The organism is Vibrio tritonius (genome assembly GCF_001547935.1).
Taxonomy (GTDB): domain Bacteria; phylum Pseudomonadota; class Gammaproteobacteria; order Enterobacterales; family Vibrionaceae; genus Vibrio; species Vibrio tritonius.
The window spans coordinates 67,007-80,766 of record NZ_AP014635.1 but is presented as its reverse complement, the minus strand read 5'-3'; the positions used below and the strand labels follow the sequence as shown (position 1 = coordinate 80,766).

9 protein-coding genes are annotated in these 13,760 nt (G+C 44.3%); 5 read left to right on the top strand and 4 right to left on the bottom strand.

Annotation, left to right across the window (positions count from 1 at the left end; all coding sequences use genetic code 11):
• The first annotated feature begins 183 nt into the window (after positions 1 to 183).
• The 5 genes from JCM16456_RS00370 (at position 184) to JCM16456_RS00350 (ending at position 8,859) form a co-directional block, all read left to right on the top strand.
• Positions 184 to 1,023: a 23S rRNA (adenine(2030)-N(6))-methyltransferase RlmJ gene (locus tag JCM16456_RS00370; protein WP_068711382.1), complete on the top strand. Its 840-nt coding sequence runs from the start codon at positions 184 to 186 to the stop codon at positions 1,021 to 1,023.
• Between the two features lie 144 nt (positions 1,024 to 1,167).
• Positions 1,168 to 2,523 carry a glutathione-disulfide reductase gene (gorA, locus tag JCM16456_RS00365; RefSeq protein WP_068711380.1) on the top strand — a complete coding sequence of 452 codons (1,356 nt, stop codon included), beginning with the start codon at positions 1,168 to 1,170 and terminating at the stop codon, positions 2,521 to 2,523.
• Between the two features lie 569 nt (positions 2,524 to 3,092).
• A complete protein-coding gene (locus JCM16456_RS00360; RefSeq protein WP_068711378.1) occupies positions 3,093 to 4,253 on the top strand; it encodes an efflux RND transporter periplasmic adaptor subunit in 1,161 nt (386 codons plus the stop codon).
• Between the two features lie 12 nt (positions 4,254 to 4,265).
• Positions 4,266 to 7,418 carry an efflux RND transporter permease subunit gene (locus tag JCM16456_RS00355; protein ID WP_068711376.1) on the top strand — a complete coding sequence of 1,051 codons (3,153 nt, stop codon included), beginning with the start codon at positions 4,266 to 4,268 and terminating at the stop codon, positions 7,416 to 7,418.
• Complete coding sequence (locus JCM16456_RS00350; protein WP_082712192.1) at positions 7,408 to 8,859, top strand: efflux transporter outer membrane subunit; 1,452 nt, start codon at positions 7,408 to 7,410, stop codon at positions 8,857 to 8,859. Before JCM16456_RS00355 ends, JCM16456_RS00350 begins: the two co-directional genes overlap by 11 nt.
• Positions 8,860 to 8,958: 99 nt before the next feature.
• Here the strand turns inward: JCM16456_RS00350 and JCM16456_RS00345 are convergent, their stop codons facing one another.
• The 4 genes from JCM16456_RS00345 to JCM16456_RS00330 all read right to left on the bottom strand — a co-directional run bounded on the left by JCM16456_RS00345 (position 8,959) and on the right by JCM16456_RS00330 (position 13,676).
• Positions 8,959 to 9,885 (bottom strand): SPOR domain-containing protein, encoded by a 927-nt coding sequence (locus tag JCM16456_RS00345; RefSeq protein ID WP_082712191.1) that lies wholly within the window; start codon positions 9,883 to 9,885, stop codon positions 8,959 to 8,961.
• A 169-nt stretch (positions 9,886 to 10,054) separates the two neighbouring features.
• Positions 10,055 to 10,990 carry an ABC transporter permease gene (locus JCM16456_RS00340; RefSeq protein WP_068711372.1) on the bottom strand — a complete coding sequence of 312 codons (936 nt, stop codon included), beginning with the start codon at positions 10,988 to 10,990 and terminating at the stop codon, positions 10,055 to 10,057.
• A 2-nt stretch (positions 10,991 to 10,992) separates the two neighbouring features.
• The gene (locus JCM16456_RS00335) at positions 10,993 to 11,970 is read right to left on the bottom strand and encodes an ABC transporter permease (protein ID WP_068711370.1); all 978 of its coding nucleotides are present in this window, start codon (positions 11,968 to 11,970) and stop codon (positions 10,993 to 10,995) included.
• 149 nt (positions 11,971 to 12,119) lie between these two features.
• The gene (locus tag JCM16456_RS00330) at positions 12,120 to 13,676 is read right to left on the bottom strand and encodes an ABC transporter substrate-binding protein (RefSeq protein ID WP_068711367.1); all 1,557 of its coding nucleotides are present in this window, start codon (positions 13,674 to 13,676) and stop codon (positions 12,120 to 12,122) included.
• Between the last annotated feature and the right edge of the window lie 84 nt (positions 13,677 to 13,760).

Sequence of the window (13,760 nt, the reverse complement as noted above, 5' to 3'; positions counted from 1 at the left end):
TGGCCAACAATGACCGTTATGTATCTTTAAATATAGGTAGATTAAGCAATTTTCAATGGGAGGGAATCAGATAACGTCACAAATAGAAGAATCCCTGCCCGGCTGTGACTAAACTCATACTTTGAGTATATAATCAGGCAAGATTTAACCATCAACGCCCAATTGGGGTTCTGAGAGTATCATTTGCTAAGTTATCGACACAGTTTCCACGCAGGTAACCACGCCGATGTGGTCAAGCACATTGTGCAAAGTCTTATCCTGACATCTCTGCAACAAAAAGAGAAACCTTTTGTATATCACGACACACACTCCGGTGTTGGCCGTTACGATTTGACTCATGAATGGTCAGAAAAAACGGGTGAATACAAACAAGGTATTGCGCGAATCTGGCAACAACCTCAAACACCAGAGGACATCCAAGCCTATCTTGATGCGATAAAAGCACTTAACCAAGATGGTGAACTGCGTTACTACCCAGGTTCACCACGTGTAGCTCGCGCTCACTTACGTGCACAAGATCGCATGGTGCTAACAGAACTGCACCCAAGCGACTATCCTTTATTGGAACAAGAATTTGCTCGTGATCGCCAAGTGCATATTTTTAAAGAAGATGGTTTCGCTCGCTTAAAAGCTAGCTTACCGCCGCAAGAGCGTCGTGGTTTGGTATTGATTGATCCACCATATGAGCTGGCTCGTGAGTATCGCGATGTGGTTAAGGCGATTGGCCAAAGCTATAAACGCTGGGCTACAGGTATTTATGCGATTTGGTATCCAGTGGTAAACCGCTGTGATATCGAAGACATGATTGAAGGTCTGGAAAACTTAGGTATTCGTAAAATTCTGCAAATTGAACTGGGTGTATCACCAGACACCAACGAACGAGGCATGACAGCATCAGGTATGATCGTCATTAACCCTCCGTGGAAACTGGAAAGCCAGATGCAAACTATTTTACCGTTCCTAAAAGAAGCGATTGCACCTGCAACTGGTCACTATAAAGTAGAGTGGATTGTTCCCGAATAACCGCTGTGAGATGAAAATTTGTGAGTTCGCTTGAGTTACTCAGAAGAACCCCAATCTCACAAGATTATGAATGAAAAAATGGTCGGCTTGGATATCACTTGTGCTCAACACAAAAACTGAATTGACCAACAAATGGAGAAAGTAATGGCAACGCATTTTGACTATATCTGTATCGGTGGCGGCAGTGGCGGTATCGCCTCTGCAAACCGTGCAGCCATGTATGGCGCTAAAGTCGCTCTGATTGAAACCAAAGACCTTGGTGGTACTTGTGTAAACGTAGGCTGCGTGCCAAAAAAAGTCATGTGGCATGGCGCTCAAGTTGCAGAAGCAATGAACCTATATGCTGCCGATTACGGTTTCGACGTTGAAATCCATAAATTCGACTGGTCAAAACTCGTAGAAAGCCGTCAGGCTTACATTGGTCGTATCCACCAATCTTACGAACGTGTTCTTGGTAACAACAAAATCGAAGTGATCAAAGGCTTTGCGAAATTTGTTGATGCCAAAACAGTCGAAGTGAACGGAGAGCAATACACGGCAGACCACATTCTGATTGCCGTTGGTGGTCGCCCAAGTATTCCAGCTATTCCTGGTGCAGAATACGGAATTGATTCAAATGGCTTCTTCGATTTGAACGAACAACCAAAACGCGTTGCGGTAATTGGCGCTGGTTACATCGCCGTTGAAATTGCTGGCGTATTGAACGCACTTGGCACTGAAACACATCTATTCTGCCGTAAAGAATCACCACTGCGTTCATTCGACCCAATGATCATCGAAACATTGGTTGAAGTGATGGAAGCAGAAGGTCCACAACTGCACACTCATAGTATTCCTAAAGAAGTGGTTAAAGAAGCAGATGGCAGCCTGACCGTGACATTTGAAAATGGTCATAGCCAAAATGTGGATCAACTGATCTGGGCAATCGGACGCGAACCGACTACAGACGCAATCAACTTATCTGCGACTGGTGTTGCGACCAATAACCGTGGTTTTATCAAAGTTGATGAGTTCCAAAATACCAATATTCCTGGCATCTACTGTGTTGGTGACATTATGGAAGGCGGTATTGAATTGACGCCAGTTGCCGTTAAAGCGGGTCGTCAATTATCTGAGCGCCTATTCAATGGCAAAGCAGACGCGAAAATGGACTACAACTTGGTTCCAACCGTGGTCTTCAGTCACCCACCTATCGGCACCATCGGTGTTACCGAAGCTGAAGCGATCGCTCAATACGGTGAAGAGAATGTAAAAGTGTACAAATCTGGCTTTACTGCTATGTACACAGCGGTTACTCAACACCGTCAACCATGCAAAATGAAACTGGTTTGTGCAGGTCCAGAAGAGAAAGTGGTTGGCCTACACGGCATTGGCTTTGCGATGGATGAAATGATCCAAGGCTTTGGCGTAGCAATGAAAATGGGCGCAACCAAAGCAGATTTCGATTCAGTAGTGGCCATCCACCCTACTGGCTCAGAAGAATTTGTAACAATGCGTTAGTCGCAAGCCTTTTAATCAGAAAGCATGGTTAAAGGTTTAGCCATGCTTTTTACTCTTACCCCGCCAATTTTTACCCTAGTTTACTTTTTTCTCACTTTTCCTCTTAGTGTATGGAGAAAGAGACTTATCTTCTGAAACCCATTTTGCAGCACAGTTAAACAGTATAATATTTTATTATTATAATAATTATCAGACTTACATTTTTATCAAATAGGCATTGCCACGAGTTATTCTGTTTAAGCAAGTGATTAATTTCATTAGCACACATTGTTTTATAAGGCTAAAACAGGCAAATTATCTCAAATAAAATGCCTTGCGAAATGCATCTGAAACGTTATGCTGTTTAAATTTCGTACTAACAAGTATGACTCAATGCCAGCGGGTAGTCACAGGAAGTGTTAACCACGCATTAACCCTCCTCCGACTATATTTTGTGTATTCTGTCGAAATTTCTTCACTTACCGTATTACACGTTTAGAAAGACTAATGTGCTTACTCTGTCCTATAAGTTGTTACTTGCAACAAAGTTAACGGTGAGCACCATTACAATTGTTATCAGGAGATAAACTATGACGAAAGTCTTGCCTAGATACCGCAACTCTATGATTGCCATAGGTTTAGCGTTGGCATTGACAGGTTGCCAAAAGGAAACCTCAGAAAACGTCACGTCACAACAACCACAAGCCGTCGCAGTTGATACTGTGGTTCTACACCCTCAAGCAGTAGAAATCACAGATAAGCTTCCGGGCCGCACTAGCGCTTACCGCAAAGCTGAAGTTCGCCCACAAGTTGAAGGGATCATTATTAAACGACTATTTGTCGAAGGCAGCTCCGTTAACAAGGGCGATGTACTTTATCAAATCGACCCAGCAACTTATGAAGCTAGCCTAGAAAGCGCTAAAGCGGATCTTGCTTCTGCTCAAGCCACTTTAGAGAAGTCAAAACTTCAAGCAGACCGCTACGCAGATCTAGTAAAAAACCGCGCAATCAGTGAGCAAGATTACGAAGATGCGATGGCAACTTACCGCGCTGCGCAAGCTTCTGTTCTTGCTTCTCAAGCTTCGGTTAAAACCGCGCAGATTAATTTAGACTACACCAAAATTAAAGCTCCTATTTCAGGCCGCATTGGTAAATCTACTGTTACTGAAGGTGCATTGGTCACCGCTAGCCAAACAACTGCTTTAGCCACTATTCAACAGCTAGACCCACTTTACGTTGACCTATCTCAACCGAGCGACACTGTGTTGAAATTGCGTCAGCGCGCTAAAGCACAAAGTGGCGAATCAAATCAAGACAGCCCTAAACTAAGCGGTATTAAGCTTACTCTTGATGATGGTACTGAAATCAAGCAAGAAGCGACCCTACAGTTTGCAGACGTTACTGTTGATGAAACAACAGGAACAGTAAACATCCGTGCATTGCTGCCTAACCCAGACGACACGCTGCTACCAGGCTTATACGTTCGTGCAACGGTGCCTGTAGACTACAAACCAAATGCTTTCTTGGTTCCTCAGCTCGCAGTGACTCGTGACACACAAGGTCGCGCTCACGTGAATGTCGTGAACAGCGAAAATAAAGTCGAAGATCGCATTGTCGATGCAGACCAAGTCATCGGTCAAAACTGGTTGGTAACGGGCGGCTTAAAAGATGGCGAGCAAGTCATCATAAGCGGCCTTCAAAAAATCCAAACTGGTAGCTTAGTTGCTCCAAAAGCAGTAGACAAAAAATAGGGACTCTGTTTTATGGCTCGTTTTTTCATAGATAGACCCATCTTTGCGTGGGTTATCGCGATTCTCATTATGCTCGGCGGGATTCTCTCTGTAGAAACCTTGCCTATTGAGCAATACCCGCAAATTGCCCCACCTTCTGTGAGCATTTCTGGTACGTACACTGGTGCATCCGCCAAAACGGTGGAAAGCAGTGTTACTCAGGTTATTGAACAGAACATGAACGGCATTGATAACCTGCTCTACATGTCTTCAAGCAGTGACTCTTCAGGCAGTTTCCAAATCCAACTAACGTTTGATACCGGTACCAACCCTGACATCGCTCAGGTACAGGTACAAAACAAACTGAGTGCGGTTGAATCCACCCTGCCAGACTCTGTCGTAAATAATGGTATTACTGTTGCAAAATCAACCGATAGTTTCTTGATGGTGGTCGGCTTTATTTCTACCGATAACTCCATGAACAACTATGAGTTGTCTGACTATGTGGTATCAAACGTCAAGGACTCTCTAAGCCGTGTTCAAGGGGTTGGTGATGTACAAGTGTTTGGTGCACAGCACTCAATGCGTATTTGGTTAGATCCGAATAAACTGAACAAATTTGGCCTAACACCAAGTGACGTTACCACAGCGATTTCAAACCAAAACACTCAGGTATCCGTGGGTTCCCTTGGTGGCACTCCGGCTGTTCCGGGGCAACAAATTAGCGCAACCATCACTGCGCAAGGTCGACTCAGCACCGTTGATCAATTCGAGAACATTCTGCTTACGGTACAAAGCGATGGTTCTCAAGTCCGCGTAAAAGATGTCGCTCGCGTTGAGATTGGCGGCGAAAGCTACAGCTCAAATGCGCAGTTTAACGGCAATAGTTCCAGTGGTATCGCGATTAAACTATCCACTGGTGCTAACGCACTAAATACCGCTACGCTAGTAAAAGCAAAAATGGCGGAGCTACAAAAATTCTTCCCAAGCTCAATGAAAGTGGTATACCCATATGACACCACTCCTTTCATTAAAATTTCGATTGAAGAAGTAGTACATACCCTGATTGAAGCCGTTGTATTGGTCTTCATCGTAATGTTTGTGTTCCTGCAAAACTTCCGTGCTACCTTGATACCAACCATCGCCGTTCCTGTGGTGCTGTTGGGTACCTTCGGGATTATGGCAAGTTTTGGTTACTCAATTAACACCTTGACCATGTTTGGTCTGGTGCTCGCCATCGGCTTGCTGGTGGATGACGCCATCGTGGTGGTGGAAAACGTGGAACGTGTTATGGAAGAGGACGGCTTGTCGCCGCTCGAAGCCACACGTAAATCCATGGGAGAAATTACCGGGGCTCTGGTCGGTATCGCTCTTGTGTTGAGTGCGGTATTTATTCCAATGGCCTTCTTTGGTGGCGCATCCGGTGCGATTTATCGTCAGTTCTCGCTGACCATCGTATCAGCGATGATTCTATCTGTGTTGGTGGCAATGATTTTGACTCCAGCACTGTGTGCAACCATCCTGAAACCGCGCAGCAAAGGTGAAGTTCATATTACTAAAGGACCATTCGCTTGGTTCAATAACACCTTTAACTCAGGAACAGACCGATACCAAGGGTTCGTATCAAGAAGCTTATCGAAAAAACTACGTTACGTGATCGTGTATGTAGTAATTGTCGGTGGTTTGATAGTGTTATTCCGCGGCTTGCCTACATCATTCCTGCCAGAGGAAGACCAAGGCGTATTTATGGCAATGGTTACCTTGCCTACCGGCGCTAGCCAAGAGCGAACTGTCGCTGTAAACAAAAAGCTAAACGACTACTTCTTAAAGAATGAAAAAGAAAACGTCGACTCTGTGTTTACCATTGCAGGGTTCAGCTTTGCAGGTAGTGGCCAAAACATGGGGATGGCGTTCGTTAAGCTCAAAGACTGGAGTCAACGTACTCGTCCAGATCAGTCAGTTAACGCTATTATTGGTCGCGCATGGGGTTATTTCTCAACCATTAAAGAAGCGCAGGTGTTTGCCTTTAACTTACCAGCAATTCCAAGTTTAGGTACTGCTAGTGGTTTCGATGCCTACTTGGTTGACCAAGGTAACCTCGGTCATGAAAAACTGCTCCAAGCACGTAACCAATTATTAGGCATGGCAGCACAGAACCCAATCCTGACATCTGTTCGTCCAAACGGTATGGAAGATGGACCACAGTTCAATGTCGATATCGACTATGAAAAAGCCATGGCAATGGGCGTGTCAGTCAGTGATATCAACTCAATGCTCTCGACCGCTTGGGGTTCAAACTATGTAAACGATTTTGTCGATAATGGCCGTATCAAAAAAGTATACGTACAAGCCGACGCGCCTTACCGTATGAACCCTGAAGATTTAAAACTTTGGCATGTCCGTAACAGCGATAATGAAATGGTTCCTTTCGGAGCATTCGCAAGTTATCACTGGGATTATGGTTCACCACGTTTGGAACGTTTCAATGGTTCACCATCAATGAACATCCAAGGTGCAGCAGCTCAAGGTCGTAGTTCCGGTGAAGCGATGGCAGAAATTGAAAAAATCGTCGCTAAATTACCAGCAGGTATTGGCGTGGAATGGGGTGGCGTGTCTTATCAAGAAAGACAGTCTGCTGCGAACTCAGGTCTACTCTATGGCATTTCACTGTTGATCGTGTTCCTCTCTCTTGCAGCATTATATGAGAGTTGGAGTGTGCCATTCTCAGTTATGCTAGTGGTTCCACTAGGTATTTTGGGTGCGGTATTGGCAGCAACCATGAAAGGGCTATCAAACGACGTATACTTCCAAGTAGGTTTGTTAACCACTATTGGTTTGTCCGCGAAGAACGCCATCTTGATCGTAGAGTTTGCTAAAGCACTTTATGATGAAGGGGTGGATCTAGTGACTGCGACTGTGGATGCATGTCGAATGCGTCTTCGTCCTATCATGATGACATCCTTTGCGTTTATCTTGGGTGTGTTACCTCTCGCCTTAAGTACTGGTGCTGGTGCGGCAAGCCGTAACGCCATCGGTTGGGGTGTAGTAGGTGGTATGCTTTCAGCAACGATTCTATCGATTTTCTTTGTACCGGTATTCTTCGTCATTGTTATGCGCTTGTTCAAAACTAAACCGCATAAAATCGGTGAAGATACGACGGTAGAGGAGACCAAAGATGCAAATTAAACTGTTACCGTTAATCATTGCAGCCGCGCTCAGCGGCTGTAGCATGGCACCAGACTATGACCGCCCTGGCTCAACCACCGAGCAGCAAGGCTGGTCTGAAACTAGTGCGCTAAAAGAAGCGGAAACGGCCCTGCCTGACTGGCGTAGTTTCATGGCCGATGAGCATCTGCAACAGCTAATTGAAGCTGCATTGAAAAACAACAAAGACTTGAAACAAACGGTGCTGAGTGTTGCGACACTAAAAGCTCAATACCGTATTCAAGATGCGGCTCGTTATCCTGGACTTAACGCATCTGGTAGTTTTTCTCGTAGCAGAACCTCTGATGCATACACTGGGGCTGGCACTAACTACAGCAACACAGACCAAGCAACTCTGGGTATTACCAGTTACGAGCTTGACCTATTTGGTCGAGTAAAGAGCTTAAGTGATGAAGCATTAGAATCTTATCTGTCTTCTGACGAGAGCCGTCGTAGCGCAGTGATCAGCCTGATTGCCCAAGTGGCTTCGGCTTACATGACGTTAATCACGGACCAAGAGCTGCTAGAACTGACTGAAGATACCGTCAAAGCCTATCAACAAACGTTGCAGTTAGTTGAAACACGCTATAAAGCCGGCTACAGCTCAGCACTGACTCTCGCACAGAGTAAAACCGCGCTTCATAGTGCTCGTGCTTCTGCAGCTCAATACAAACTGGACGTAGCTAAACAGAAAAACACGCTACGTCAGTTAGTTGGCGCTCCAATTGAATGGGATAACCGCGACAAGCTGCCTGAGGAAGATGGCAAAATGCTGTCTGAACTTAAAACGGGAGTCTCTTCTGACTTGATTTTAAATCGCCCAGATATCCTAGCGGCTGAACACACATTAAAATCAAACAACGCCAATATTGGTGCTGCTCGTGCTGCGTTCTTCCCAACCATTAGCCTAACTGCTGGTGCGGGGACAATGAGTAGCTCAATGAGCAACCTATTTAGCTCTGATTCAGGTTACTGGACATTCGCACCGTCCATCTCATTGCCAATCTTTGATTGGGGTAGCAACTCAGCAAGCTTAGATGTAGCGAAAATAGCGAAACAATCTTCTATTATTGCTTATCAAGAAGCCATTGAAACAGGCTTTAAAGAGGTGTCTGACGCCTTACTTGGCCAAGAGTACTACATGGAAGAGTGGAAGGCTCAGAAAGCCTACCTTGACGCGAACAAAGAGTATTACGATTTAGCGCAAATGCGTTATCAAAAAGGTAACGATAGCTATATGGATTTACTCGATGCTCAACGCTCACTATTTAGCGCTCGAGAAAGTGAACTTTCTGCTCACTTGAATCTGCTAACCAGCCGCATTGACCTATTCAAAGCATTAGGTGGTGGTTGGTCAGCCGCTGACAATGAGAAATCCACTTCCGTTGATGAAGCAGTAAAACAAGTGAAAGAACAGTACTAATCGATTAGCTTTTGCTAACGTGATACGTTCTTAACAATATAACAAAGCCCCGTTCGATACGGGGCTTTTTGTTAGGCATAATCGGAAAACATCATGTCATTAACTACGTTTAAACACACAAATCACATTCAATAATGACGACCCCTTTAAGGTGGTGGTTTTTCCGTTAGTAAACAGCCCTTTCTTATTCCATCCCCAGTATGGCAAATTCATTGGCCATTTTTCCGCTTCCATTACCTGTGAATTAAGCAGTTGTTTCCACTCGTTTTCAGTAGCTAAACGCATTTTAATCGTGCTGCACATTTTTTCAGCATCATCATAATTGAGCCGATTCCAAGGCAGATCCCATTCCATGTAAAACTGAATTGCCTCATCATTCACGTAAGGCAACGCAAAATCTAAACCATTAATAACCGTTTGGCGACGGATGCTTGGCATGACTTTCGGTGGCTTCACTTTTCTTGTGTTGGTTTTATTCGCATTTTTCGGCACAACCACTCGAGTAACAGCAGGCTTTACTTCCGGAAGCATTTTAGTAGTGGTCGTTGTACTCGCTTTAGTTCGAGGCTTTGGCGCGACAGGTGTCGTCGCCATCTTTTGCGATACTTCACGAATAAATGCGTTTTTGTATTTAGGCAGTGTTTTAACACGAGTCAAATCCGCTTGAGCCTTAGCAAAATCTTTGTAGGGACCAATTAAACAACGCGTACTTTTGCCTTCTGGTTTTAACCACACGTCCGTTGTAATTTGTCTGTAAAGTGGTTTTGCTGTTTCAAGCGGCAAACGACTATCAAGTAAACCACATTGAATCCAGAACTGGGCTTGTGGGTCTTTAGGTTTACTGTTACCCCATAGCCCCCGTCCAATCGGGCAGGACTTATCTAATACAGGCAATTCATCACCACTTGCCTGATGGGCATCACATAAAAAGTCTTGAGCTTGAACGGCCGAAGGCATAGCAAATGGTGCTGCGGCTAAAGAGAAGCTAAGCAACCATGCTAGGGGAAATCTAGGGGTGTTTTCCATTCTCATCTCCATGTCCAACCACAGTAATTATCTAACCATATAATTCCTAAGATTGGTATAAAACGGCAAGTGTTTCGCTGGTTAAAATCAGAATGCAAAAAAAGAGCCGCAATTCACACTTACGGCTCTAGTTTAGTTAGATTTCACTAATAAAATCAAACAAATCCGCTTATCCTTTGTACAATTTGGGATTAAACACGTCTCGTAGCCAGTCACCAAGCAAGTTAATTACAAGCACAAGAACCACCAGCAAAATGCCAGGGAATGCGGTTATCCACCAAGAGCCAGAGAAAATGTAAGAAAAACCAATGTTGATTAGTGAACCTAATGAAGGTTGATCTACCGGCAAACCTAAGCCTAGGAAAGAAAGTGCCGCTTCAGACATGATGGCGTTTGCCACCTGCACAGTAGAGATAACCAAAATAGGCGATAGACAGTTAGGCAAAATGTGACGGAACATAATTCGAGGCGCTCTAAATCCCATCACTTTTGCTGCTTCAACATACTCTTTCTTCTTCTCTGCCAATACGGATGCGCGGATAGTACGGGCATACTGAGGCCACTCTGCAAAGCCGATGATAAAGACTAGCATGACCACTGCATATTCGCTGTAAAGTTGGTCACCAAAGCTGGCTTTGAAAATAGCCGAGACAATAATCGCCACCATCATGGTTGAGAAAGAGAGCTGCACGTCGGCAACTCGCATCAAAAAGCTATCAATACGACCACCGAAATAGCCCGAACACAATCCCACAAAGACACCAATACACAGTTGCAAGGCGACAGCAAGAAAACCGATGGTCAGAGAAAGGCGCGAACCGTAAAGCATGGTAGAAAGAATATCACGCCCCTGATCGTCGGTTCCTAGTAAGAAATGACTCTCGCCACCGAGCCATACGGGTGGCAATTCAGAATCCATAATATCTATCGATGTTAAATCATAAGGATTGGTTGGCGCGATAATCGGAGCCAAAATAGCTAATATGGCAAAAGCCATAAAAATAGCAAAACTGACCATCGCGACTTTATCATGTAAAAAATAGTAGAGAAAATCGGATTGTTTGAAACGCTCCCAACGTGATGGAGCCGCTTTAACTTGATTCATGATTACGCTCCTTTACCAGTTAAATTCACAGTCGGGTTGATTAGGCCATATAACAAGTCGATGACAGTGTTAGTAACTACGAAAATCAGACCAACGAAAATAACGTAAGCGGTAATTAAAGGCGTATCGACACGGTTTACAGCCTCCAAAAACAAGAAGCCAGTACCGGGCCATTGGAATACCGTTTCGGTCAAAATGGTGTAGGCCACCATCAATCCAAGCTGCACACCGCCTACCGTTAATACTGGTAATAGGGTATTTTTTAATGCGTGTTGATAGTGAATTTTATTGGTTGGTAACCCTTTAGCTCGCGCAAATTTAATGTACTCAGAGCTCAATACTTCGAGCATTTCAGATCGAACCAAACGAATAAAAAGCGGCAACATAATCGATGCCAAAGAGATGCAAGGCAACACTAGGTGTTTTAAGCCATCAATGGTGAAGTAGCCAGATTGCCACCCCAAAAGATCCGATGTTTCACCTCGGCCATAGGACGGTAGCCATCCAAGTTCGATAGAGAAAACATACATCAGTAAAATAGCCGTTAAGAACACAGGAATCGATATGCCAATACTGCTCCCGGCCATAATCACTTTAGTTAACCATTTTTTAGGATGTATTGCCGAATAGACGCCCAAAGGTATAGAGCAGACAATAATAATCACTGATGCACCGAACACTAATTCCAGCGTGGCCACCAGTTTATCCAAAATAACGTCTAATGCTGGGCGTTTATAAAAATAGGAAGTTCCTAAATCACCTTGTACAGCACCAGTAATAAAACGTTGATATTTAGTGATAAACGGATCGTTGAGACCAAGTTCATCCCGCAATGCTTGACGCTCGGCATCAGAAACGGACTGCCCCACTAACTCGCGGAGCGGGTCACCCAGATTATCCTGAATGGCAAACGCCACTAGACTGATCACAAACATCACTATCAGTGCCTGAAACAGGCGCTTGACCAGAAACGAAAACATTCCTTGCCCCTTAACTATCCATGACAGGGTTACTGGCTTTCAGTAACAGAATTTTTTCAGTCTAAAAATGGCGCCTCATTCGACTGAAAAAATGAGGCGCTCGATAACGAAGCTAACGACAATTGTCGTTAAAGCTCACCCAACTCAGCTTATTCTTTTACCACTAGGTCGCCGAAGTAAGGGAAGTTCATTGGGTTAACTATTGGCTTGATATCCAGTGAGGATTTGGCAGCCCATGCTAGGTTTTCCCAATGTAGCGGAACAAACGCTGCATCATCGTACAAAATCGCTTCAACTTTTTGCAGCATAACCGCACGTTTAGCTGGATCGGTTTCTACGTTCGCGTCGTTAACCAGTTTATCCACTTCAGGGTTTGAGTAGTGACCACAGTTGTACTGACCTTTACCGGTTTTTTCATTGCGTGTCATGGTAAGGAATTCAGTAAAGTTTGCAGAGTCTTCGGTGTCAGACATCCAACCGATCATCAAAGCATCTGCCGCACATTTATCAAACTCTGGCCAGTATTGCGCTTTAGGCATGGTTTTTAGATCAACCTTGATACCGATTTTTGACAACATGGCGGCAGAGGCTTGAGCAATTTTTGCATCGTTTAGGTAACGGTTATTTGGCGCAATCATCGTCATGCTAAAGCCTTTTTCATAGCCGGCTTCTTTCATTAACTGCTTGGCTTTTTTCAAATCATAGCGAGGCGTTAACTCAGGGTTATAACCCACATAGCCTTTTGGCGATTGTTGGCCTGCAGTGGTAGCGAAACCGCGCATGATTTTCTTAACAATACCTTCGTTATTGATTGCATAAGCAATTGCTTGACGAACGCGTTTGTCTTTCAATGCAGGGTTAGATGCTTCGTTCAATTGGAATGAAATGATACGGGTACCAGGAAGAGTCACAAGGTGAACCCCTTTAGCACTTTCCACGCGTTTTTGATCGGTTGGTGCCACTGGCGCAATCATATCGACATCACCAGATAATAAAGCCGCTACGCGAGTCGCATCTTCTTTGATCGGTACTAAAGTCAGATCGTCTACGTTACCTTTCGAATCTTTGTCCCAGTAATCTTTAAAACGTTTGAATTCTGTTTTTACGCCTTGTTCACGGTAGATAACTTCAAATGGACCTGTACCTGAAACGTGAGTAGAGGCAAATGAATTCCCATGTTTCACGATTTCAGCTTTGTCTTTACCATCTTTGGTTTTACCAGAGTAGAACTTGCTGTCCATTGGGAAAATGTAAGTCGCGTTTTGTAGCACAAGAGGATATGGACCTTTAGCGACCAAATCGATGGTGTAATCATCCACTTTCACCACTTTTTCATACGGTTCAAAGATACCTTTGAAATCAGGTGAAGATTGAAGACGATTAAATGTCCACACCACATCATCCGCTGTAAAGTCGTTACCTGAATGGAATTTTACCCCTTTACGTAAATGGAAACGCATGGTGCGATCGTTAATACGCTCCCAGCTGGTTGCCAAACGAGGTTCAAATTTCATGTCTTGGGTATAACGAACTAGTGGATCAAAGACCATGTGAGATAATTGAAGCGTACCACCAGATAGCTGTTCTTCAGGGTCTAATGAGACTGGATCGGCGTCGTAGGCTACAGTGATATCAGCAGCTAAAGTAGCGAAGCTGAGTCCGGCTGCCACCAAAGCTAAAGCTATCTTGCTTTTCATGGTTTTCATTGCATAACTCCTTATGCGGGATTTCGTCCCTAGTTGTTGTAAGTTTTCAAATTCTGATCAATCAGAAACAATTAAATTGACTCA